The following is a 25,329-nucleotide window of genomic DNA, read 5'->3' on the forward strand; positions in this document are numbered from 1 at the left end:
TTTCGAGCATTAGTATTTTAACTAGTGCATAAAGCCGTCCGTAGTCTTAGCCATTGGAAAAAAGATGAGGGAGTGGTTTTTTTATGAAACCTTCAACGAATCGAATGTTAACCCGGATTAAGTCCATCTATTTGTTTATCAAAGATAATGGAACTGTCTCCACGGATGAACTAGTAGATGAATTCGGCATCACTCCTCGCACCATTCAAAGAGATTTGAATGTGTTAGCTTACAATGACCTAATAACGAGCCCACATCGCGGCAAATGGACCACTACTGAAAAGAAAGTAAAGATGTCATCATAAAGAAAAAGCTTCACTTAAAAAATGAAGCAAAAAAATAAAATTGAACATTTATTGGAATTGCGATTCTCTTGCAATTCCTTTTTTATCTTATATAGACGATGTTTATCAACTATTCTTCCACTCTGAATGATAGTGAAAAATTTGTTAAAAAGTGAATGGTTATAAAGATGCGCTAAAACCTAGGGTTCAAATAAGGGCGATCCTCTTGCTTTTTAAAGTAAAAATTGCTTTTAACTATCCATCTTTAAAATTCGAACTCAAGCGTCTTACACTTCGACTCAAATTCAAACCCTAGTTTTTTTCCTAATCGGTTCGACTCCACATTCGTCTCAAGCGTTGACCAGTATGGTGTTATCCCATTTTTAATACAGTGCTCCAAATAGGCTGTACATACCAACGTTGCCAGTCCTTTATTCATTTCTTCTTCATCATACGTTTCTACACTAATCTCATGATTTTTTTCGTTTACACAGCAGGAAAGGCAAGCACTGATTATTCTCTCACCTTTCAATACACAGTACCCGACTCCCTGTCTAAGAAAATCATCTATTGAATACCAAAACTCACCTAAGACGTCAGATAATAATTCATTCGGGTCGTTATGTATGACTTCTGCATTTATTTTTTTAATCGTATATCCTTGCGGCAGGGGTCTGTAGCTGCTCTTTCGGGTATTAAACAGTTCAGGATTAAATTGGTAGTAATACTCATAATCCGTCTCATACTCTCGGTGTGAAATGACATTTTTGACTACCATTTCCCACGTTTCATCAGGTACGACCGCAAGGAAATAAGTTCCGCCACATGAAAGATACGTATCTATTTTCAATTGATTATCAATAAATTCACGTAGGTGTTTAATAAATTCTTCATTTTCAGCATCCCCAATAAAGATAGAAATTGTTCCCGTTGCATCTATCAACGCCGTCCGGGGCTGCTCCAGATTATCTACGTAAATCGTTCCTCTATTCGTACGGTTAATAATCGCATTTAGTGTCAAATCATTTTTTTGCTCGGGTGTTCTCAACAATGTTCTTATCTTTGGATAATCTTTTTTATCAAGTTTATAAATCATGGAAAAATTCCTCTCTCTTTCTTATGTCAGCAGTTATAATTTTTTCTTAAGAAAAAATTGTTTTATTCCTTCAGGATAATCATCCAGAATTCCAAATACTTCATATCCCATGCTTTTATAGAAATAAGGGGATTGGTAGGAAAATGTAGATGTATGAGAAAAAGTACATCCCATTTCCTTTCCAATTCTCTCAGACTCAGTAATCATCACTTTACCATATCCCTTATTTCTGTATTCATCTGCTATCCAAAAAACATCAATATATAAGCAATAAGAGAAAGTTTCGCAAAAAATACCGCCTATCACTTGTCCGGATTCATTTTTTAAAAATAAATGAATATCTTTCGCTGGTTTTTTTAGCAAGCCTTTCGTTGTTCTCACATTATACTCATATAAGTTGTCAGATACACTGTCATAATCAGCTTCATTATAGTCATATGTTATGCTTATATTACTATCTATTATTCTTTCCTTCATATAGATCCCTCTCATTCTGTTCTCATTATGATCAATATGTATCCGCCTTTACCGAATATTTCGATTTCTAATAACATTACATCTTATTTAGTGATCAATTTGTCCTTTATTGGCCTCCGTGCACTTATCATTCATATCAATGAAGGTATTAGTCGTCCCGAGTTTCAAGTATAGAATCGAGGCTTCCAAACCTATATCGCTATTACCGCCCTAATAAGAGTCATATACTGACGATCTTTAGGGCGGTCATACTTGCTACAAAATCTAAGATATAACGGCATCGACTAGATGATATCCGTTTCTCTGAGAACACGGAAAGCGCTCCATTAATTTGCTCGCGTACAATAGAAAGCAGCGGAACAGAGTCATCATGACAATGCTCCCCTGCATTAATTGCTGGTCATAGTCCACTCTCCTTTCCTGAGAGGATTCTAGTTCTTCGGCTAAGAGTGTACGAGCCCTGTGCAGTCGTGATTTCACTGTACCTTCCGGGACCCCTACAAACTTAGCAATTTGTTTAATAGATAAATCCTCGTAATAATAGAGCTGGATGACGACACGTAGATCTTTTTCCAAATACGCTACAGCTTCCTTTAATTCAATAGCTTCGTATGGAACATTAACTGATTCAGCGTCGCATTCGGACTGATTGAATATTCGTGTCCGTTTTTGGACCCGTAGCAATTGAATGCATTCGTTAATAAGAATACGGAACAACCACGTTTTGAAATAAGCAGGTTCTTTTAAGGTATGTATGGCTCTAAACGATTTGAAAATCGTTTCCTGTACAGCATCAGCACAATCCTCATCCCGCTTAAGATATGTATGTGCCAGACCATACAAGTTACGTTCATAGGCAACAATCAACCTACTGAAAGCATGACTATCTCCACGCTTAGCAAGTCGAACATCCTGCTCAATACTTTGTTTGGTAATCAAATTGTGAGGCCTCCTTTTGTCCTCTTTATTTGTGTTACATTAGTTTAGACGTCGGGAATCGTATCTAGGTTCGTGAAAAAGAAAAATTTTTTCTTGGAAAGATTTCATGCTTTTTCTACTGTCCTCTTTTACCAAAGTACCTATGTTTATAATTAGAAAGCAAAAGGTTTCTCTGTACTGAATAAAATAATAAGTCTCGCATCTGCATACTTTACCGCGCAACTACAGCCTTTCGAGTGCTCAAAATCGAGAACAAGACAGTGATGAACGCAATACCTGCAACGACGAGGACACCGTAAGTCATGTATTGATCTAACCAAATATCGACCGAATTGCGACAAATGAATCACCACTGAAAGAAAGTAAAGATGTCATAATAAAAAAGCTTAATTTCGTTAGACACTATAGATAAATGAGACCATATGGGTGAGTTTGTATATGCCCCACTAACATGTAAAAGACATGATAGGCCATATCAACTTATCATGTATCGCACAATAAGAAGAATAGTTTGTAGTGTTGAAAACGGAGTGAATAAAAAGGAAGAAAATGTCTAATTAGTATATTTTGAAAAATCATGTTCCATTATAATTGTCTTGAATTCGTAATTGATTGTTAATTTAACATAATAATCATTCTCCCATATAATATTGTATTGTCCAGGTTCGTGAGCCCAATTGAGATTATTCACATGACGTTTTTCTGACTTCACTGTTTTTCCTTCTTTAACAAAACGAATCTTTATGTCTGTGAAAAAACCATGTCCTTTTTCTACGATTTCCACTTCATTTACATTATTTGGGGATTCACTTAATAAAAAAGGTGTTTCATCAAAATAAATCCAATAAATAGAACAAATAATAAATGCTATCACAATACTGAATATCAAAATAGCCGATTTTAATTTAGTTTTCTTTATCTCCTTTTCAGCAATCTCATCATCCATCCAGTTATTCATCCCAAATATCACCACCATCGTTACATCATAACATACCACGAAGTTGTCCAAAAAGGCTCCTCAAATTTAGAAAAGCCATAGACTGTTTTCAGAGTGAAAGTCATCAAAGAGAATCTTAAAAGGAAAGCTCCTTCACAAATTGAATTAAATTTGGATCGCCATGGAAGAGGAGGCATCGGAAGCCCTTCCATAAAAGCACAATAGTTGATAAAAAGTTAAATAACGGAAGAACATATTAAATGCTTGGAGGTAGAGAAGACTTTCTAAAAAAGCTAGGCTTACTCGAAAGGCATTTTGTATACCTTTGCTTAACGGATAAATTACACCTAATGCTAGCGTACCACCAAAACGACCAACAGCACCTGCGTCTGTTGGTCCCCTGTCTTTCATCAAGGCGTATATTCTTTTAATAGTGTTACCTCCGCCTCCGTTAATTCTCGATACTCTCCCAGCGCCAGATCATCGTCCAAGTAAAGCGGTCCCATAGATACACGCTTCAAATAAACAACCTTCTTTCCAACCGCAGCAAACATTCGTTTTACTTGATGAAACTTACCTTCAGTAATCGTTAATTCAATCTCTGAACGTAAACCAGATTTTAAAATGTTTAAAATTGCGGGCTTTGTTTGATAGCCGTCGTCTAACGTTACTCCGTTTTTAAATGTCAGGATATCCTGGGCTGTTACTTCTCCTTTAACAACCGCATAATAAGTTTTTGGAACATGCTTTTTAGGAGAAAGCAGCTGATGGGAAAGCAATCCATCGTTCGTCAGCAATAAAAGACCTTCTGTATCCTTATCAAGCCTGCCAACTGGGAACGGCTTTAACACTGTATCTTCTATTGCTAGTAAATCAATTACTGTTTGATCACGCAAATCTTCAGTTGCTGAAATGACTCCTTGCGGCTTGTTCATCATCAAATATATAAACGGACGATAGTGCAGCTCTTCACCGTTTAGCACAACTGTATCGATATCGGGATTGATATGAAATTTAGGGTCTTTCACGATACCACCATTCACACTAACTTTCCCTGTTTTTAATATCTTTTTTACATCTTTTCTACTTCCATATCCTAAGTTTGCTAATAATTTATCAATACGCATGAATGAGAGCTTGCTGCTAACCTAACTGAGATATCACTTCACAAGTACTCCTCCTTTGGTGCAGCAGGCCTCCCTCCATTTCTGTTTATTTATAAACTTGCATAAAAATCGTGATTATCAACCTACTGCAAGCGCAGTTTTTGTTTTATCTTTTGTAATCGTTGGCCAAACAATCGATCCGCAAGCTTTGATTTCAGTCCTAAATATCCATATATCAAGGCGCCAATGAGCGCACAAATGATAATGAGTACTAGAGCTTGCAGCTTATGGTCAGGACTTAAGATCATACTTAAACCTTTATAGCTGGCAATAACCCCCACTGTCATCGTAAGATTAAAAAGCACAATAAGAATCGTTCTTCTTACTACAAGTTTGAATGGATATCCAATGAACAATCGAATCACAATAAAATTAATCGTAATCGAAGCTAAATATCCAAGGGCTGTTGCATAAACCGCACCTTTCGTTTCAAACATTTTAATAAAAGGAATGTTAAGGCTTAACTTTACTAAAATTCCTACAAGTAAACTGAGCATCGTGAAACGTTGTTCATTAATTCCTTGCAATATAGCAGCAGTCACTGCAAATAAAGCAAACAATATTGCAACAGGTGCATAAGTCATTAACACTTCCGTTCCAAGCGTACTAGGTTCATAGAAAACCGTGTATATAGGCCTTGCTAAAAGTGCAAGTCCAATAGCTGCAGGCATTGTGATAAATAGGAGAATCTGAAATGTTTGATTTAGATTTCGAATCATCACATCTCTCTCGCCTTTTACATATGATTCTGTCACGAGCGGCACTAAAGACAGTGAAAATGCAGTTGCTAATGATACTGGAATAATGACAAGCTTATGGACGCTAAAGCTCACAATCCCTAATGCTCTTCGTCCCTCATCAGCTGTTTTCGCAATCGCATCAAATGCACGGGAAAAGGTAACGTTATCTATTAATTGATATAATGGGTTGGCAATTCCTACTAATACAAACGGAATTGCATAAATAATAATCTCCTTGTACATATCTGTCATAGATACATCGATATTGCCTTTATCATGTTGCAAAAGCTCATCTAAATAAGGCTTGCGTTTTTTCCAATACCATAGCAACACCATTAAACTGCCAATGCCGCCTATAAACGCTGCAAAGGTTGCCAGACTTATTGCTGTAACCGTATCACCGTTAAAGACATTTAATACAAAAAACGTACCAACTAATACAAATGCAATCCGGACAATTTGCTCAACAACTGTCGAAACAGCAGAAGGGCCCATTGATTGATGCCCTTGGAAAAAGCCGCGAATTAAACTCATAAAGGGTACAACAATTAGTGCAAAGCTAACTGCTTTTATCACTGTAGTTACTTCCTCGTATGTAAAGGAAGGGTTTTGTTGATTTGCAAGCATGATATGTGCAAAAGTTGGAGCAAAAAAATAGAGGACTGCAAAGGAAATGATCCCTGTTGCCATCATCAAGTATATGCCAGACTTAAATAACCTTCGTCCGACTGCGTATTCCTCTAATGAATTGTACTTTGCTATGTATTTAGCAACTGCAAGCGGAACACCTGCTGTCGCGATACTGATAAAAATGGAGTATGGGACATATCCAATTTGGTAAAGCGCAACATTCTCTTCACCAATCATGGCGTAGAAAGGAATGACATATAATGCGCCTAACACCTTAGATAGAATCGTTCCTAACGTGATTAAAAACGTACCTCTCATTAACTTAGAAGTCATAAAATCCCTATCTTTCCAAAATATTTATAGACGCTTGATGTATCATTTCCAATGAGAGCAAAATCATGTTGATGAGAATTTATTTAAGCTGCTCAACAAGGAAGACTAAAGAAACAAACCTATCCAAGCCCAATAAGGATGTAAATCACAGCGTTAAGCTCATGTTTCTGAACTTATTAGACAACCTTATTAGGGGAAACACTAAGAGTAGTTTACCTCTAAGATCGGTAATTGACAATGTTTTTCTTCTTTTATAAAAGGAATATGCATAATATTTTTCCATTTATACCTTTTGTTTTTTTAAAAAAGTTGCTTTCTCTACAACTGCCAATTAAAATAGGAAAAGAAAAAAATAGTTGAGCAACGGGGATCAGATCTCTCCTGTATATTGGTCTGAACCTATTTCTAACACAAAGGATGGACACGATGCAAACGTATGATTGTATTATTATCGGCGGCGGGCCTTCTGGGCTAATGGCAGCAATCGCTGCTGCTGAAAAAGGCGCAAACACACTATTAATTGATAAAGGCAATAAACTAGGCCGCAAGTTAGCAATTTCAGGAGGCGGACGCTGTAATGTAACGAATCGTTTGCCTGTTGATGAAATCATTGCTCATATTCCTGGGAATGGCCGGTTTCTATATAGTGCTTTTTCTCTATTCGATAACGAAGATATCATTGCATTCTTTGAAAATCTCGGAATTGCTTTAAAAGAAGAGGATCATGGAAGAATGTTCCCAGTTTCTAATAAAGCACAATCTGTCGTTGATGCAATGCTTCGTAAGCTAGCTTCTTTAAAGGTCGCCATACAAGTGAACAGCCCTGTTAAAGATGTTCTCTATGATCATCATAAAACATCGGGTATTGTACTGGCAAATGGCGATATATTGAAAAGTCAAGCAGTAGTTATTGCGGTTGGTGGTAAATCGGTTCCTTATACTGGGAGTACTGGTGACGGATTTCCGTGGGCGCAAAAAGCTGGCCATACTGTAACAGAGCTATTTCCGACGGAAGTTCCATTGACATCGAAGGAACCTTTTATCAAAGCTAAAACACTCCAAGGAATATCCCTTCGCGATGTTGCAGTAAGTGTTCTCAATCCTAAAGGAAAGTCGCTTATTACTCATCAGATGGATATGATTTTTACCCACTTCGGGATATCGGGTCCTGCCGTTTTGCGCTGTAGCCAATTCGTTGTGAAAGCAATGAAAAAATGGCAGCTTTCTCAAGTGCTGATGGAAGTTGATCTATTTCCAAATGAAAATGAAGAAGCACTTTACAATCGATTCAGTCAATTATTAAAAAAGGAACCGAAAAAAATTGTTAAAAATGCTTTTAAAGGATTAATTCAGGAAAGACTGCTGCTTTTATTGCTCGAAACCGCTGCTATCGATCCGCAAACATCTGGTGGCATACTGGCTTCAGATAAATTGAGAGCATTTACGACATTATGCAAGCACTTTCGTTTCCACGTTGATGGCACATTGCCTTTGGAAAAAGCATTTGTTACCGGAGGCGGAGTATCTGTAAAAGAAATTGAACCAAAAACAATGGCTTCTAAACTGATGCCTGGCTTATTTTTTTGTGGAGAAGTGCTAGATATTTATGGATATACTGGAGGCTATAATATTACAGCTGCTTTAGTTACTGGGAGACTTGCCGGCATGAATGCAGCACTCTACAGTAAGAATACGTGCTCATAATCGAAAAAAGAAGGGAACAATGCATCACATTATCACAAGTTATTAGGGGCAGCAGCGAGTAAAATGCTGCTCCCCCCTTTATTTTCTATAAAGGATCATGCCGCTAAAGCAAAAGATTTGCTCATCCTCATCAGAAAGCATGGCAATATGGTACTTAATATCAACAAACTTGCGTGCATCTAGATTTGAAAGGAAATCGTTCATTTCCTCTTCTAAATCTTTTTCGTGCTCACAATCAAAAACCTTTACTTGAATCATAGACTTTTTCCTTCCTCACTAGTTTTTCCACTAGTTTAGCCAAGAAATAAGATTCACAATCATCCAAACGCCTTGTTAAAATACTATCTCACCGGTCCACTCTAACATGCCGCCAACCATATTTGTCACATCATAGCCTTGCTCTTGCAAAAATAAACAAACTTGGCCGCTTCTGTTGCCAGACCGACAAATAAAAATATACGGTGTCTGTTTATCCAACTTATGTAAGGTGACTGGTATCTCTCCCATTGGGATATGTTGTGCTGTCGGTATCATACCTGTTGCTACTTCCTCATGTTCCCGGACATCAATTAGATGCAGAGGCTCCTTATTATCTAATTTTTGCGCTAACTCCGCTGCTGTAATTGTTTTTATGAAATTCAAAGCTTTTCCCATCCCTTCTATTTGTTCCAAATAAAAATTATTCAAATTACAAGTTTATCATGATATCCATTAAGATTTTATCTTATTTTGATCTCTTCTCAGTTATTTCCCGCTTTATGAAGGTATTAAAAAGGGGTACCATCAAATCTTGAATGACGGTACCCCTGATTTCTCAATGTGCAAGCATTGCTAGAAGTATTTAATTTGCAACAATATTGACAAGCTTTCCTGGTACTGCAATCACTTTTCGAACTGTTTTTCCTTCAATAGCTGCAGCTATTTTCGCATCATCTAGCGCTGCTTTTTCCATTTCTTCACGTGTTGCATCTGTTGACATTCGTATTTTCGCACGTACTTTTCCATTAATTTGCACAACTATCTCAACTTCGTTGTCACTTAACTTTTCTTCATCAAAAGTTGGCCAAGCTTCATAGGTGATCGTCTCTTCATGTCCTAGCTTTTCCCATAATTCCTCTGCTACATGAGGGGCAATTGGAGAAAGTAATTTGACAAACCCTTCAATATAAGTTTTATTCAACTGCTCTACTTTGTATGCTTCATTAACAAACACCATTAATTGTGAAATAGCAGTATTAAAGTGAAGATTTTCGTAATCCTCTGTTACTTTCTTTACTGTTTGGTGATACACTTTTTCCAACTCATTACCGCCATCTTCGACAATTTTAGGATGCAGCTCGCTATCATTCACAATCACTAAACGCCAAACCCGGTCAAGAAAACGTCTTGAACCATCTAATCCAGTTGTGGACCAAGCAATGGAAGCGTCTAACGGTCCCATGAACATTTCATATAATCGAAGTGTATCGGCACCGTGGCTTTCTAATACTTCATCTGGATTTACGACATTTCCTTTTGACTTACTCATTTTTTCATTATTTTCTCCAAGAATCATTCCTTGGTTAAACAACTTTTGAAATGGTTCTTTCGTTGGGACGATGCCAATATCATATAAAAATTTATGCCAGAAACGTGCATAGAGCAAATGCAATACAGCATGCTCAGCACCGCCAATGTAAATATCGACAGGCAGCCATTTTTTCAGCTTTTCTGGATCAGCCAAAGCTTCTTCATTAGTCGGATCGATGTAGCGAAGGTAGTACCAACAGCTTCCTGCCCATTGCGGCATCGTATTTGTTTCACGGCGTCCTTTTTTCCCCGTTTCTGGGTCAACTACCTCTACCCAATCTTTTATTCCAGCCAGCGGCGATTCACCAGTTCCAGATGGCTTGATTTGATCTGTTTTTGGCAGTATGAGCGGCAGCTCAGTTTCAGGAACTGCTGAAGATGTTCCATCTTCCCAATGGATGATTGGTATCGGTTCACCCCAGTAGCGTTGACGGCTGAACAGCCAATCTCTGAGACGATAAGTGACCTTTTTTGTTCCTAAGCCTTGTTTTTCAAGCCAATTGATCATAGTCTTGATTGCTTCTTCTTTCTCCAATCCATTGAGGAATTCAGAATTAATATGCACACCATCGCCAGTATAAGCTTCTTTCTCTAAATTTCCGCCAGCGACAACTTCCTTTATCGGCAGCTGAAAAGCATTAGCAAATTCAAAATCACGCTCATCATGAGCAGGTACCGCCATAATTGCTCCCGTACCATAACTCATTAACACATAATCGGCTATCCAAATTGGCATTTTTTCGTTATTTGCTGGATTTATTGCGTAAGCACCAGTGAACACGCCTGTCTTTTCCTTTGCTAAGTCAGTCCGTTCTAGGTCGCTTTTTGATTTAATTTTATCTAAGTAAGCTTTTACATCAGCTGCTTGTCCAGATGTCGTGATCTTTTCCACTAAAGGATGCTCTGGTGCAAGGACAGCATAGGTTGCACCAAATAATGTATCAGGTCGAGTCGTGAATACTTTAAAATGCTCTTCTGTTCCTTCAATCGTGAAAGTCACTTCGGCACCTTCTGAGCGTCCAATCCAATTACGTTGCATTTCTTTCAAGTTTTCCGGCCAATCTAACTCATCCAAATCTTCCAGCAAACGATCTGCATATTCAGTTATTTTTAGCATCCATTGCTTCATTGGACGCCGTTCTACTGGATGGTCGCCTCGTTCACTTCTTCCATCGATGACTTCCTCATTTGCGAGAACAGTTCCAAGTGCAGGACACCAATTCACTGGCACTTCATCAATATAAGCAAGCCCTTTCTCATAAAGTTTCAAAAAGATCCACTGAGTCCATTTGTAATATTGAGGATCTGTTGTATTGATTTCACGATCCCAATCATATGAAAACCCTAGTGCTTTAATTTGGCGGCGGAAAGTATTAATGTTATGCTCCGTAAATTCTGCTGGATCGTTTCCAGTATCAAGTGCATATTGTTCGGCTGGAAGCCCAAATGCATCCCATCCCATCGGATGAAGGACTTGGTAACCTTGCATCCGCTTCATTCGCGCCAAAATATCTGTTGCTGTATAGCCTTCAGGATGACCAACATGAAGTCCTACACCAGAAGGATAAGGAAACATATCCAGTGCGTAAAAGTATTCTTTATCATTTTCTTCTATTGTTTTAAATGTTTTATTTTTTTCCCAATAATGTTGCCATTTGGCCTCTATTTTTTTGTGATCAAAGCTCATTTCTAAATCCTCCTTATTGACATACACATCTTAGCATTTATAAAACACAAAACACCCCTCATCCCAACATGCTGGGACGAGAGGCTATTATATTCGCTCCCGCGGTACCACCCACATTAGTGCAAAAGAGATTGTTCAAAAAACTGAAGAGAAAGCAACAGACAGAATGTCTGCTGCGCACTGATGTACTATCTTGATATGTTAAGTAGATAGATTCAGCATTTGCAGCCTCTCATCATGAACAAGCACTTAAAGTCACTCGCTTCTTTCATCCATAACGCGGAAAACGGCAAGCACTAATGGAAAAAAACGATTTTAGCATCAGCAATTTGATAAAAAGATACTATACAAACCCATTGCTTTATTTCTTTCGCACTTGCAACTCAAAAGGCGAGTTCGCAATGTTCCTGGTTGACTTTCACCAGCCGTCAACTCTCTGGGGCAGGGTTCATTGTTACTATTCCTTTTCAACGTCTAAATATAAGGTTGTTTTAAAAAGTCAGGGAAAAATAACTACGTATTTCTGTGTCGTTTTGCTGTTCCGGTTCTCACGTATTGATATACGCTGCGAGCCTCACAGCTTCACTCCTTGAAATCCTTGTTCTTTTTGTCCTCCTTTTTAAAACTTTCATTTTGGGAGGTTGTTTTAAAAAGTCCGGGAAAATTACCGGCGTATTTCGGCGTCACTCTGCAAATCCGGTCCTCACGTATTGGTATACGCTCCGGTCCTCTTTGCGATCGGTTCCTTGAAATTCTTGGTTCTTTTGTCCTCCTTCTTAAAACTTTCATTTTGGGAGGTTGTTTTAAAAGTTCGGGAAAATCACCGGTGTATTTCTGTGTCGTTTTGCTGCTTCGGTTCTCACGTATTGATATACGCTGCGATCCTCACAGCTTCACTCCTTGAAATTCTTGGTACTTTTTGTATACATCATTGTAAGAAATATTGATACTATTATAGCCAATTATTTTAGTTTAAACAAGTATCTTTTCGCAACGATCACAACTGAAAACGATTTTGCAATACGCCGCTTCTTCTTGCTCCTTTTACTAAGTAGACGCAGATAATTTTTTATTGGATGACTCTTTTAAAGAACGATCAAATACAATCGTGAGCAGGATAGCAATGACTAATAGCACAATTAATACAATAAATAGCATAGACATCCCGTAAAAATCAACAAGAATTCCTCCTAGTAATGGCCCAATCATTCTTCCGCCTGTTCCAGTACTATTAACAATTCCTTGATAGAATCCTTCTCTTCCCTTTGGAGCCAATTGATTTGCAATTGTTGGCACTGCCGGCCATACGAACATTTCCCCGAAAGTCAATATGATCATTGCTGCTGCTAAGCCTTTAAATCCATCTGCTGCCCCAGCAATGATAAATGAAAGGATAAAAATGATGATACCAACGATGATCTGTCCTTTTAAATGAAGCGAGCTTTTCTTAATAACCGGTGACACGATCGGCTGTCCAAGTACAATCAGCGCACCATTCATTGTCCATAATAAACCGTATTGTTTTAAAGAAATATTTATATCCTGTGTATAAGAAGCAATTGTCGACATCCATTGTACATATCCAACCCAACAAAGGAGAAAAGCAGTACAGAGAATGAGAAGCGCTATTAATTTATGTTTGTTTCTTTTCGGAACTGGCTGCTTTAATGAAGATGCTTGTGGAATCGATTGATTAGAAATATGACGATAGCCAAAAACAGCAATAAAAAGAAATGCGACAAACATCCATAAGTTAGCCATGAAAATATACTCAAAAGATAACGATGCAACAAAACCTCCTAATGCAGAACCGACCGCAACACCGACATTTTGGGCAATATATACTGCATTAAACGCCCTTCTTCCCCCTTCTTTCCACACTGAACCAGCCATTGCATACATAGAAGGCATAATCATACCAGTGCCAAGACCGATAATAGCTAGAAAAATAACATAGTGCGGCCAGCCATGCCAAATGTTTAATCCTGCTAGCGCTAAAACAGTCATTATCGTACCAAGCAAGATTGAACGGTAGCCGCCGATTTTATCATAAAGCACTCCGCCAGAGAGATTGCCAACAACTGTAGCAGCCGCATTTAGCATTAAAACGAGACCTGCAACTGACAATGATTTCCCCAGTTTGTCGTGAATGTAAATCGTATTTAATGGCCACAAAAAGGATGAGCCCGTTACATTCACCATCATCCCGATGACTAAAAGCCATAGAACTCTAGGCATAAAAAGCACCCTCTCCAACAAGTATTTCGATTATCAAAGTAATTCTATTCCTTTTGCGAAAAAGGTGCAAGCTGTTCACACTATTTCTTTCTTTATACAAAACTAGATCAAAAGGACAAATTCATGATACAATTTTCTTTATGTTCAAGAGGAGGATCTCTATGTTGAAATTTAACAATCAAGATAAAAGATATCATACATGGAACGCCCATTTACGCAGCCATTTTGGCCATAAAGTATTTAAAATTGCTCTTGATGGAGGTTTTGATTGTCCAAACCGAGATGGTACAGTTGCTCATGGAGGATGCACCTTTTGCAGTGCTGCTGGTTCTGGTGATTTTGCAGGCGACCGCGGGGACGATTTGATTACGCAATTTCAAAAAATTAAAGCAAACATGCACCATAAATGGAAAAATGGCAAATATATGGCTTACTTCCAAGCCTATACAAATACACATGCGCCTGTAGATGTCCTGCGTGAAAAATATGAGCTTGTTTTAAAAGAAGAAGGGGTTGTGGGCTTATCAATTGCAACTCGTCCTGATTGTCTTCCTGATGATGTCGTAGAATATTTAGCAGAATTGCACGAGCGAACTTATTTATGGGTAGAGCTTGGTTTGCAAACTGTCCATGAAAGAACTGCATTACTTATTAATCGTGCCCATGATTACGAGACTTATGTAGAAGGAGTAAACAAGCTCCGAAAACACGGAATTAGAATATGTACTCATATTATTAATGGACTGCCATTAGAAACAACTGAGATGATGATGGAAACTGCAAAGGAAGTTGCGAAGCTCGATGTGCAAGGAATTAAAATCCATCTCCTGCATTTGCTTAAAGGAACACCAATGGTTAAACAGTACGAAAAAGGCTTACTAGAATTTCTTACTTTTGAACAGTATATTCAGCTTGTTTGTGATCAGTTGGAAATATTGCCGCCAGAAATGATTATTCATAGAATTACCGGGGATGGCCCTATTGATTTAATGGTTGGTCCGATGTGGAGTGTAAACAAATGGGAAGTTTTAAATGCAATTGATGCAGAATTAAAACGGCGTAATAGCTGGCAAGGAAAAAATTACAAAGCAGAGGATGGAAAGTGATGGCGATGGCATTAGAACGTATTTTGCCTTTTGCAAAAAGCTTGTTAAAAAAAGCTGCTGCTCCGGGAGACATCGTTATTGATGCTACCATTGGCAATGGCCATGATACCTGCTTTTTAGCGGAGCTGGTTGGAGAACAGGGACATGTATATGGATTTGATATTCAGGCAGAAGCGATTCAACAAACTACGAAAAAGCTAGCTGCATCAGGGCTGCTAGAACGAGTCACCCTTTTTCAGCAGGGGCATGAAACAGTGCTGGAAGTATTGCCTTCTGACGTCCATGGAAAGCTGGCAGGGGCAATTTTTAATCTCGGCTATTTGCCAGGTGGGAACAAAAGTATTGTGACCCTCCCACATACGACGATATCAGCACTCCTTAAAATTTTAAGTATTTTAAAAACAGCAGGCATTGTTGTACTCGTTATTTATCCTGGTCATGATGAAGGCCAGAACGAGCGAGATGTGCTGTTGGAAGAAGTAAAGAATATCGATCAACAGCAGTTCCATGTATTGCAATATCAGTTTATTAATCAGAAAAATAATCCACCATTCGTTATTGCCATAGAAAAAAGATGATAAGGCGACCCCAAAAGACGCAAAAGCGTTCTTTTGGCCACCCTTTATACGCATAACGAACACATTTGAATTTCCTATTTTCATTCCCGAATTAATCATTACTTATAAAATTGCATCGGCAATGAAAGAAAATGAGTTTAGTTTCTCTTGAAAATCATACATGATTGAAACAATCATCACTTCATCGGTTTCATAGGCTTCGCTTAATTGATTGAGAGAAACTCTCACTTGCTTTGGCGTCCCGACGATCATTCGTTTGCGATTTTCTAGCATACGAGCACGCTCGAAAGGGCTATAATCGTAAGCTGCTGCTTTTTCTGGACTTGGAGTTCCAACAATTTTCATACCTTGTTCCATCATGAGTAATAATAGGTCAAGACTGGATGCAATTCGCTCAGCTTCTATTTCTGTTTCTGCACAAACAACAAAGACGGCAACCATATTTTTGGGCGTGCTTAAAAGCTTAGATGGTTGAAAGTGTTGGCGATAATACTGGGAAAATTGCGGACCACCTTCACCATTAATAAACTGAGCAAACGTATAAGGCAGCCCTTTTTCAGCTGCTAATTGTGCACTTGATGGACTAGAACCAAGCAGCCATATTGCTGGAATAGTTTTCGTTATAGGCGCAGCCTTTAATCCAAAGAATGGATGGTCTTCCTCTAAAGTATCATAAAGGTAGTCTAACAACTCATCAATCTGAGCCGGAAATCTATTCAGATTGCGAGGCCGGCCATCATGAAGAGCCATTGTTGCCCGCGGCATGCCTCCTGGAGCCCTTCCAATTCCTAAATCGATCCTGCCTGGATTCAATCCTTCCAACACACGGAAATTTTCGGCCACTTTATAAGGACTATAATGGGGCAGCATGATACCACCGGAACCAACTCGAATTGTTTCTGTTTTTGCTGCAAGATGAGCTGCCAGCACTTCCGGCGAAGAACCAGCAAGCGATGTAGAATCATGATGCTCTGACACCCAAAAACGGTTATATCCTAATCTTTCCACATGCTGGATAAGTGCAACGGTTTCCGATAAAGCTTCTTCTGCTGTCTTTCCTTCTGATATTGGAGATTGATCTAAGACACTCAATGTTAATGACATGATATATTAACCGTATAAAAAACGGTCTCCCTCCCTTGCTTTTTGCATACGATCACGTTTCTTACGCCGCGGGTTATTCTGCTGCATCGAGAACAGACAGGAGCAATTCCGTTTTTTTAAAACATAATTAAGATTTTATCCTCGTTGAAAAGTATGCTGGATTCTTCGATATGCTCTTCCATTCCAATAGAAAAAATGACTGATCATCCCACCATATTTCATGATTTTTTTTGCTAATGTTCGAACATTTTTCTGTTGATTTACTTTATTATCTGACAAGTACACACCTAATAAACCGCGATTAATGAGCTTATGAAACTTTTGGTCCGGCAAAAGCTTTGTATGATTATCTGCTTCTTCAATAAAATGAATAAATCTTTCTAACAGTTCTTGTTCATCTTTATAGTAAAAGCAAAAGTTTAAATCGCCGCCCATACGATCTTCATCTTGATCGATAAAGTAATCCAACAAAATGTGAAGTCCTTGTATATATGGAAAATAGCCATCTCTTATCATCTGAGCATGTATCGGCTCGAAGTCTTCCCTCATTGCATAAGAAACAAGGCAAAAAATACCAAGGGTCGAGCCAGCACAAGCTGAAAATTCATGCCAACCCATCTCTGGCAGCTTCTCTTCATAGGCTGCAAACCAATTTTGAAGGCGGTCTACTCGTTCATCTACGTGCACATGCTTATGAATTTGCAGGTCACAATAATAACGGGATAACTCCAGTAAATATGGTTTGATCACTTCATAGTGAGGAACTTTCGCCAATACTGCTTGACAGGTTTTCATTAACGATTGTAAATAACCTCCATCATTTTGATCATCACGAAAACGATAGTATTCACGAGGTTCGTTTCCTACCGTTAAGGCATCCTCCATTGCCTCATGCAAAGCTGCAAAATCTTCCGGGTCTAAAGATGTACTTCGATCACATAAATTATCCAAATAATCACTAATCGTTTGATAAGCAACGACAAATTTAATTGCTTCATTCTTTTTCTCTTGCGCCAAAAGACCTAAAATAGAACCTCCCTCACAATGAAATGTTTTATATTTAATACTTGATAGCGCTTGAGTTCTTAATTCTTGATTCGGAATATTTCTTGCTCTTTCCTTCCAATAAGAAAGTTCCTGATGAACCGTCGGCATTACTTTTCGATAAACCTGATTCATCAGAGAAATCGGATGTGAAGGTATTGACATTCCATTGCCACCTCATTCAAATTAATCTCCAATATTTCTTTAAAAAACATGTTCAAAAAGAAGCGAGATTGTTAAGCCGTGAACTACTCACCACTTATTGACCTTGCGGTCTGATTGAAGTGGGAGCTTCTTGGGAACTAGATACTTTTGTTAGCTATCTATATTTACCAAGCTATAAGGGCAGTCCCTGCCCCTAGAGAAAATACCAACTACATGGCTAGTTTCAGCAAGTTCTTACTTGCATTCACATCCCTGCCAATACTAGATGGTAATGCAAGAGAAAGACTGAGTGTTTGTTACTATCTAATTTCATAGTGCTATCAACTCCATATTGTATAGACTGATTATAGAACAATATTTTGGCTTACGCCAACCGAAAATTCATCTCCCACTTTCATTGGGCTATGCCCTTCACATTTAGAAGTGGGAGAATTATTTTCGGAAATCAAGTTAAATAACTCGACTATACACTGGCTGACTTTTTGACTGCGTTCTTTTATCATTTTTCACAAACAAACTTATTATCATTCTATCATCTCTCGAGAAAAGAACCAAAAGGAGCGATCGTAGAAGTTTTGACATGTTTGTGAATCTCTTCTGTTACTATTTGTCGGTTTTTATATTAGAATGTACAAGAATGACATGTTTTAATCTTGTCTTAATTCGTTCTAAAATAACTAAACAGCTCACTGATAACGATGAAAGGATGTTTTTGAATGATTTATCCTTATAAAGAGAAAAAACCAAACATTGCTGCTTCTGCTTTTATTGCTGATTATGCTACAATCACCGGTGATGTTGAAATCGGTGATTTGTCCAGTGTTTGGTTTAACACTGTCATCCGCGGCGATGTTGCTCCTACAATCATAGGAAAAAAAGTTAATATTCAAGACAATTCAGTGCTCCATCAAAGTCCAAATAATCCGCTCATTATTGAAGATAATGTCACAATTGGCCATCAAGTTATTTTACATAGCTGCAAAATCAGAAAAGGTGCTTTAATCGGGATGGGTTCCATTATTCTTGATCAAGCGGAAATTGGAGAAGGTGCTTTTATTGGTGCAGGAAGCTTAGTCCCTCAAAATAAAGTCATTCCTCCTAACACACTAGCGTTTGGAAGGCCAGCTAAAGTTATTCGAACCTTAAATGACGAAGATATTCAAGAAATGAAACGAATTTATCAAGAATACGTGGATAAAGGACAATATTATCGTTCATTACAAAAATAGTTCAAATGTACTTCATAAAATTAAAAAGTTGTCGATGTAGAGATTAGGTAGGTTATTATCGAAGTGCTTAGGTGATGGTAAATGTTAGTTTTTTTAGTCCTTTTCATTTTAATCATGCTTTTCAGTATCGTATTTTTTTTCTTTAAATATAAACAAAAAAACACCATTGTGTCTGGAATATTATCGTTTATACTTTTGTTATCATTTGGGGCAGGTATTATTTTATATGGCTTTCGAGATGATGTATTATTTGCACGCTCTTCTACTACAGCAAGTGAAGAAGGATTTTCACAAGAGCAGCGTAAATTACTCAATGAACAGCGAATTATTAAAATCAAAGACGCTGTTCTCATTGATGCACCTGTCATCCCACAATTTCCGGAACTGCCTAGAGGCTGCGAAGTGACCAGCCTTTCAATGCTTCTGCATACAGCAGGTATAGAAGTAGATAAAATGGTGCTTGCTGAACAAGTAAAAAAAGACCCAGCTGACCGAGTAATAAAAGATGGGAACATCTATTTTGGCAATCCTCATAAAGGATTTGTCGGCAATATGTACACATATGAAGAACCGGGCTACGGTGTTTATAATGAACCAATTTACGAACTTGCTGAACAATATTTACCTGGAAAAACAATCAATTTATCAGGGCAAACGTTTGAAGAGCTAAAAATTCATCTTTCAGATGGTAGACCAATTTGGGTCATTATTAATACGCAATATCGAAAACTAGAAGACTCTTATTTTCAAACGTGGCATACAAATGATGGACCAATTCGGATTACAATGAAAGAGCATTCCGTCATTATTACTGGATATGATGACCAATATATTTACTTTAATGACCCGCTTACAGGTCAAAAAAATAGAAAAGAACCCATGAAAGATTTTGAAGCCTCATGGGTGCAGATGGGCAGCCAGGCAATCACTTACAAACTTGAGTAGGATTGCGGATAGCTGCCGTTTTTTCTTTTTTTAAACTGTTAAAGAGCAAGCCTATTAGAGAAACTGTGTGCTTTAAGCGAGCTCCTTTTTTTTCTGGAAATCATATTGATCTTCCATATAGACTGCATGCCAAACCATAAAGACAAGTACTGTCCAAATTTTGCGGCTGTGGTCGAGCTTTCCTTGACAATGATCTTCCAAAAGTGATAATACATATTTTTTATCTATAAGATGATCGGTACCGCTATTTTGAATGATGTTTTTTACCCAGTCATACATCTCGTTTTTAAGCCAATGACGGATAGGTACTGGAAAGCCTAGCTTTTTACGATTAAGTACATGGTCTGGGACAATTCCTTCTACAGCCTTCCTCAACATATATTTTGTCGTACCTTCAGCTGTTTTCATGCTTGTAGGAATCGTAGAAGCGACTTCAAATACATGCTTATCCAAAAATGGAACACGAACTTCTAATGAATGAGCCATCGTCATTTTATCTGCTTTTAAAAGAATATCGCCGCGCATCCATGTGTGAATATCAATATATTGCATTCTTTCCACTGGCTTATAATCGCGAGTTTCCTTATAAAGTGGATCAGTGATCGTTGTATAATCAAGCCCTTCTTGATAGTTAGTTAATAATTTCCTTTTTTCCGCCTCACTGAACATTTTTGCGTTGCCAATATATCGTTTTTCAATCGGAGTTACACCTCGTTCGAGAAAGCTTTTCCCCTTTACTCCCTCAGGCAGCACTTTTGCAATTGCTTTTAAGAGAGATTTTCCAATTGCAGGAATATTATTAAACACTTCAAGTGACTGTGGTTCTCGATAAATATTATACCCGCCAAACAGCTCATCAGCTCCTTCACCAGAAAGAACAACTGTCACATGCTTTCTTGCTTCACGTGCGACGAAATAGAGAGGAACACAAGCAGGATCAGCTAATGGATCATCCATATACCACATTATTTTCGGCAATTCATTCATATATTCCTCTGGAGTAATCACATAGCTAATATTTTCAACACCAAGTTTGTCGGCCGTTTCTTTGGCAACATCAATTTCACTGAAGCCATCACGTTCAAAACCGACAGAGAATGTTTTTATATTTGGATGATATTCTTTCGCAATGGTAGCAACAATCGAAGAGTCAATTCCACCAGAGAGAAACGAGCCTACAGGTACATCACTGCGCATATGGACATGAACAGAATCAAAGAGCGCATCTTGAATCGCTTTTGTATACTCCATTTCTGTTTTTAATACTGGTCGAAAAGCCACTCTCCAATATCGTTTAATCTTCATTGGCTCTTGACATTTTTTTGTAAAATAGTGTCCTGGCTCAAGCTTATAGATATGAGCAGACATCGTATTTGGTTCTGGAACATATTGAAATGTCATATAGTGCTGAAGAGATTCCTCATTCAAAACGTTATCTTCAAGCGCTGCTAATATACTTTTCTTTTCAGAAGCAAATAAAGTCCGATTTTCTCCCTCATGATAAAAAAAAGGTTTTATACCGAAATGATCACGAGCACCAAACAGTACTTTTTCTTGTTTATCCCAAATTAAAAAAGCAAACATTCCTCGAAGTTTGTCTACAACTTTTTCTTTTACCTGACTGTATAAAGCGACAATCACTTCCGTATCTGAAGCTGTCGAAAACGTCAGCCCTGACTTTATTAATTCTTCCTTTAATTCAATGTAATTATAAATTTCTCCATTAAAAACGATCCAATATCTTTCGTTATCATAAGTTAAAGGCTGCTGGCCATTTTCCAAATCAATAATACTTAGACGACGAAAGCCAAGTTGAACATGCTCATCTTCATAAAAGCCATCTTCATCTGGACCTCTGTGTGTAATCATATCATTCATCTTTCTGAATAGCGTCTTATCTTCTTCTTTCCTCTCTATTGCAATATCATGTATACTACCAATAAATCCACACATGATGCATGTCACCTACTCCATTTAATTTCTAAGTATAATGGGTCCTTCTCATTTATCTGATCATCGTTCAATTGTACATTAATGCAACCAAGGCCCACTTTTCATCATATCATTTTTTGGCAGTGGTCGACAATGCATCTTCAGTAATCAAAGTTCCCCTAAAAACATCTTAAGCTAGCACTTATTTTGCATCAATTTTACGCTTACCAGCTTCCTATTTGCTTCATAATATGATAACAAAAACGTCTATATATCGGAAGATTTTTTTCTGTACATAAAGACTACAATCTATTCAGTTCAGTTTCATACAGAACTTTTTTTACAACAATCTCCTTTTAATAAAGTGAAACTTCCATGAGTGGGGATTTTCTATCATCCCCTACTGATAAGAAGTAGAACAAAGGCTAAGGTCGCAACGTCCTGTTGCAACGCCTTTGTGACCGACATCCTGTCGGCCCGAACCAATCGGACATTTGACTTTCAGTTATCTCCCACCTAGACTTCTTGTTACTCTAACTCTTGAGGTGGGGGTCTTGACTCGCAGTTAGATGTGGGATAAACAATGTTTTATGTTCTGTTTATTTTTTGCTGCTTAAATTAAATATATTTTTAGCATAAGAAATCAAAAAGGTAGAACATAATAATAAAGAGGAAAATAAATTACAGGAAAGAAGAGGATACCGTGTCGTATAAAAAAGATGTTCATGAAACATTACAAAAGCTTCATACAAATGCTAATACCGGGTTAACGAAAGAAGAAGCAGAAAATCGTCTTAAGCAATACGGAACGAATTCTTTTCAAGAGTTTAAACCGCCTTCTATGTTAAGGAGAATATGGGAGCAAATTAACAGTATGCTCATTTATATTTTAATTGGAGCTGCCATTATATCTTTCATAGTGGGCGAGGTTAGTGATGCTGTTATCATTTTATTAGTCATTGTCATAAATGCGGTTGTTGGTGTAATTCAAGAGTCAAAAGCAGAAAAAGCTTTAGAAGAACTAAATAAAATATCTACCCCAAAAGCAGTTGTGAAACGAAGTGGAATCATTCAAGAAATTCCATCAGAGCAAATTGTACCAGGCGATATTGTTATGATCGATGCTGGACGCTACATTCCAGCAGATCTACGCTTAATCGAAACAATCAATCTAAAAATCGAGGAATCCTCTCTTACTGGAGAATCAATAGCTGTAGAAAAAGATGCTGCTTGGATAACGGACAACGACATTCCTCTTGGGGAACAAAAGAATATGGCGTTTATGTCTACGTTATCAACATATGGCCGCGGAGCTGGAGTAGTTATTCATACAGGCATGGATACAGAAATAGGGAAAATAGCCAAGATGCTTGGAACACAAGAAAAAGCGATGACACCATTGCAAAAGAAACTAGCTCAACTTGGAAAAATCCTAGGAATCGGAGCTATCATGATTTCCATCGTTATTTTCCTCATTGGTTTTTTTCAAGGGAGAGAACCAATTGACATGTTTTTAATTGCTGTCAGTCTTGCCGTAGCTGCTATTCCAGAAGGGCTCCCTGCTATCGTCACAATTGTCCTTGCGTTAGGTGTACAAAGAATGATAAAAAGAAATGCCATTGTCCGCAAACTCCCTGCTGTTGAAACATTAGGAGCAGTAAGCGTCATTTGCTCCGATAAAACAGGTACACTAACACAAAATAAAATGACTGTAACAAATATTTATGCAAATAATAAACGCATTCCGGTCAATCAATTAACAATAAACGATCAAACGGAACAAAGACTAATGGAAAATATCATTTTATGTAATGATGCGATTGCAACTGAGGAAGAGCGTACAGGTGATCCAACTGAAATTGCACTCGTGGAAGCAGCTCAAAAAGTAGGATACGATCAAAAACAAATAAACAACACATATCCGCGTATTTTTGAAATACCGTTCGATTCAGAACGAAAAATGATGACTACCGTTCATCAAAAAGGCGACCATTATCTTGTCTTTACAAAAGGGGCACTTGAGCCGGTTCTTGATCGTACAGCGTATGTCGAAGAGAATGCTACTAAAATTCCTTTTACAAATGAACAAAGAGAAAAACTAATGGCGGAAGCAAACAACATGTCGAATGAAGCACTGCGCGTCCTAGCAATTGCATATAAAGAAATCGAAGCAGACAGCCCCTTAGACGAAACCGTTGAACAAGACTTTATTTTCCTCGGTCTGACCGGTATGATCGATCCGCCCCGTGAAGAAGTGAAAGCATCAATCACTCAATGTGATCGTGCTGGTATTAAAACCGTCATGATTACCGGAGACCATCAAAGAACAGCACTTGCTATCGCTAAAGAACTTGGCATTGCAGAACATGAGGATGAGACGATGACAGGCACAGAGTTAAATACGATCAGTGATGCAATATTACAAGAAAAAGTTGCTCATGTTCGTGTATTTGCCCGTGTCTCGCCAGAGCATAAAGTCCGGATCGTAAAAGCATTTAAAGCAAATGATAAAGTTGTCTCCATGACAGGTGACGGCGTTAACGATGCGCCATCGCTAAAGCAGGCTGATGTAGGAGTGGCAATGGGAATTACTGGAACAGACGTTGCGAAGGGTGCTTCAGATATTATCTTAACAGATGATAATTTTGCAACGATCACCGCTGCTGTTGAAGAAGGGCGTAATATATATAAAAATTTAAAGAAAGCGATTCTTTTTCTGCTTTCCTGTAATCTTGGAGAAATCTTCGCCTTATTTTTGGGGATTTTAATGGGCTGGCCTGCACCATTAACAGCTATCCATATCTTATGGGTCAACTTAATAACTGACACGCTGCCGGCAATTTCCCTTGGCATTGACCCCGATGATCCAGATATAATGGAGGAAAAACCACGAGATCAGCATGAAAAAATCCTTTCTAAAGAAACGGGATTGTTTACAATTTTTAACGGGCTGATCATTGGCTTATTAACTTTGTTTGCTTTTATCGAAGGACTGACGATTCATTCCAACGTTCGTTCTATTTTTGAACTTGATTTTTCCAATTTAAGTGAAGAAGCAATTATTTTTGCACAAACAATGGCATTTTCGGCATTAAGCATCTCACAGCTATTTCATTCCTTTAATTTGCGACATGAGAAAAAATCGATCTTTACGACAGGCATATTCAGCAATCCCTATCTCATTGGAGCCATACTTGTAGGAATTGCGATCCAAGTCATGATTGTCACTATTCCGATTTTCAATCAGTGGTTTCACGTTGTTGCATTGGATATAGGGAATTGGTTGTTTATCCTTTGCTTAGCGGTTGTGCCAATCATTGTGAATGAAATCATCAAAGCGTTTAAACGAACAGTTGCTTAGATATATGAACGTATCATAAGACAAAGCCGGTTGATCATCGAAAGATCAACCGGCTTCATGATAAA

Annotated in this window: 21 protein-coding genes and 1 other annotated feature; of the genes, 7 read left to right on the forward strand and 14 right to left on the reverse strand. The window is 38.0% G+C overall.

Annotated elements, in window-relative coordinates; all coding sequences use genetic code 11:
* The first annotated feature begins 83 nt into the window (after positions 1-83).
* A complete protein-coding gene (locus tag J2S08_RS13645) occupies positions 84-305 on the forward strand; it encodes a DeoR family transcriptional regulator (RefSeq protein ID WP_307230403.1) in 222 nt (73 codons plus the stop codon).
* A gap of 244 nt (positions 306-549) precedes the next feature.
* Here the strand turns inward: J2S08_RS13645 and J2S08_RS13650 are convergent, their stop codons facing one another.
* The 7 genes from J2S08_RS13650 to J2S08_RS13680 form a co-directional block, all read right to left on the reverse strand.
* The gene (locus J2S08_RS13650; RefSeq protein WP_307230405.1) at positions 550-1,380 is read right to left on the reverse strand and encodes a GNAT family N-acetyltransferase; all 831 of its coding nucleotides are present in this window, start codon (positions 1,378-1,380) and stop codon (positions 550-552) included.
* 33 nt (positions 1,381-1,413) lie between these two features.
* Positions 1,414-1,857: a GNAT family N-acetyltransferase gene (locus J2S08_RS13655; protein WP_307230407.1), complete on the reverse strand. Its 444-nt coding sequence runs from the start codon at positions 1,855-1,857 to the stop codon at positions 1,414-1,416.
* A 264-nt stretch (positions 1,858-2,121) separates the two neighbouring features.
* A complete protein-coding gene (locus J2S08_RS13660; RefSeq protein WP_307230409.1) occupies positions 2,122-2,796 on the reverse strand; it encodes a sigma-70 family RNA polymerase sigma factor in 675 nt (224 codons plus the stop codon).
* Positions 2,797-3,349: 553 nt separating this feature from the next.
* The gene (locus J2S08_RS13665) at positions 3,350-3,742 is read right to left on the reverse strand and encodes a hypothetical protein (protein ID WP_307230411.1); all 393 of its coding nucleotides are present in this window, start codon (positions 3,740-3,742) and stop codon (positions 3,350-3,352) included.
* A 156-nt stretch (positions 3,743-3,898) separates the two neighbouring features.
* Entirely contained in the window at positions 3,899-4,147 is a 249-nt protein-coding gene (locus J2S08_RS13670; RefSeq protein ID WP_307230413.1) for a hypothetical protein, read from the reverse strand.
* Positions 4,144-4,860, reverse strand: a complete 717-nt coding sequence (locus J2S08_RS13675; RefSeq protein ID WP_307230416.1) for a pseudouridine synthase — start codon at positions 4,858-4,860, stop codon at positions 4,144-4,146. Before J2S08_RS13675 ends, J2S08_RS13670 begins: the two co-directional genes overlap by 4 nt.
* Positions 4,861-4,982: 122 nt before the next feature.
* Positions 4,983-6,602, reverse strand: a complete 1,620-nt coding sequence (locus J2S08_RS13680) for a putative polysaccharide biosynthesis protein (protein WP_307230418.1) — start codon at positions 6,600-6,602, stop codon at positions 4,983-4,985.
* Positions 6,603-7,028: 426 nt separating this feature from the next.
* Between J2S08_RS13680 and J2S08_RS13685 the strand changes: the two genes are divergently transcribed.
* On the forward strand, positions 7,029-8,306 hold the full coding sequence (locus tag J2S08_RS13685; RefSeq protein ID WP_307230420.1) for a BaiN/RdsA family NAD(P)/FAD-dependent oxidoreductase: 1,278 nt from the start codon (positions 7,029-7,031) through the stop codon (positions 8,304-8,306).
* A 78-nt stretch (positions 8,307-8,384) separates the two neighbouring features.
* On the opposite strand, the gene J2S08_RS13690 is transcribed toward J2S08_RS13685, so the two are convergent.
* The 4 genes from J2S08_RS13690 to J2S08_RS13705 form a co-directional block, all read right to left on the reverse strand.
* Positions 8,385-8,564, reverse strand: a complete 180-nt coding sequence (locus J2S08_RS13690) for a sporulation protein Cse60 (protein WP_307230422.1) — start codon at positions 8,562-8,564, stop codon at positions 8,385-8,387.
* Between the two features lie 75 nt (positions 8,565-8,639).
* Positions 8,640-8,948, reverse strand: coding sequence for a rhodanese-like domain-containing protein (locus tag J2S08_RS13695; RefSeq protein ID WP_307230424.1), 309 nt, complete (start codon positions 8,946-8,948; stop codon positions 8,640-8,642).
* A 199-nt stretch (positions 8,949-9,147) separates the two neighbouring features.
* A complete protein-coding gene (gene leuS / locus J2S08_RS13700; protein WP_307230426.1) occupies positions 9,148-11,562 on the reverse strand; it encodes a leucine--tRNA ligase in 2,415 nt (804 codons plus the stop codon).
* Between the two features lie 69 nt (positions 11,563-11,631).
* Positions 11,632-12,042, reverse strand: a binding site (T-box leader).
* 567 nt (positions 12,043-12,609) lie between these two features.
* Positions 12,610-13,800, reverse strand: coding sequence for an MDR family MFS transporter (locus tag J2S08_RS13705; protein WP_307230428.1), 1,191 nt, complete (start codon positions 13,798-13,800; stop codon positions 12,610-12,612).
* Between the two features lie 161 nt (positions 13,801-13,961).
* On the opposite strand from J2S08_RS13705, the gene J2S08_RS13710 reads away from it, so the two are divergent.
* Together J2S08_RS13710 and J2S08_RS13715 are read left to right on the forward strand one after the other, a co-directional pair.
* Complete coding sequence (locus J2S08_RS13710) at positions 13,962-14,906, forward strand: TIGR01212 family radical SAM protein (protein ID WP_307230429.1); 945 nt, start codon at positions 13,962-13,964, stop codon at positions 14,904-14,906.
* Positions 14,907-14,911: 5 nt separating this feature from the next.
* Positions 14,912-15,484, forward strand: a complete 573-nt coding sequence (locus J2S08_RS13715; RefSeq protein WP_307230487.1) for a class I SAM-dependent methyltransferase — start codon at positions 14,912-14,914, stop codon at positions 15,482-15,484.
* 102 nt (positions 15,485-15,586) lie between these two features.
* Here the strand turns inward: J2S08_RS13715 and J2S08_RS13720 are convergent, their stop codons facing one another.
* Both J2S08_RS13720 and J2S08_RS13725 read right to left on the reverse strand, forming a co-directional pair.
* A complete protein-coding gene (locus J2S08_RS13720) occupies positions 15,587-16,588 on the reverse strand; it encodes an LLM class flavin-dependent oxidoreductase (RefSeq protein ID WP_307230431.1) in 1,002 nt (333 codons plus the stop codon).
* A gap of 135 nt (positions 16,589-16,723) precedes the next feature.
* Positions 16,724-17,797: a tetraprenyl-beta-curcumene synthase family protein gene (locus J2S08_RS13725; protein ID WP_307230432.1), complete on the reverse strand. Its 1,074-nt coding sequence runs from the start codon at positions 17,795-17,797 to the stop codon at positions 16,724-16,726.
* A 716-nt stretch (positions 17,798-18,513) separates the two neighbouring features.
* Here J2S08_RS13725 and J2S08_RS13730 point away from each other — a divergent pair.
* Together J2S08_RS13730 and J2S08_RS13735 are read left to right on the forward strand one after the other, a co-directional pair.
* A complete protein-coding gene (locus tag J2S08_RS13730) occupies positions 18,514-19,026 on the forward strand; it encodes a gamma carbonic anhydrase (RefSeq protein WP_307230435.1) in 513 nt (170 codons plus the stop codon).
* An 81-nt stretch (positions 19,027-19,107) separates the two neighbouring features.
* Positions 19,108-19,971, forward strand: coding sequence for a C39 family peptidase (locus J2S08_RS13735; protein WP_307230436.1), 864 nt, complete (start codon positions 19,108-19,110; stop codon positions 19,969-19,971).
* 72 nt (positions 19,972-20,043) lie between these two features.
* On the opposite strand, the gene asnB is transcribed toward J2S08_RS13735, so the two are convergent.
* The gene (asnB, locus tag J2S08_RS13740) at positions 20,044-21,924 is read right to left on the reverse strand and encodes an asparagine synthase (glutamine-hydrolyzing) (protein ID WP_307230438.1); all 1,881 of its coding nucleotides are present in this window, start codon (positions 21,922-21,924) and stop codon (positions 20,044-20,046) included.
* 682 nt (positions 21,925-22,606) lie between these two features.
* Here asnB and J2S08_RS13745 point away from each other — a divergent pair.
* Positions 22,607-25,264 (forward strand): calcium-translocating P-type ATPase, PMCA-type, encoded by a 2,658-nt coding sequence (locus tag J2S08_RS13745; protein ID WP_307230440.1) that lies wholly within the window; start codon positions 22,607-22,609, stop codon positions 25,262-25,264.
* Positions 25,265-25,329 lie beyond the last annotated feature (65 nt).

Origin of the sequence: Bacillus chungangensis (assembly GCF_030812995.1) — a bacterium.
GTDB lineage: Bacteria > Bacillota > Bacilli > Bacillales > Bacillaceae_C > Bacillus_CF > Bacillus_CF chungangensis.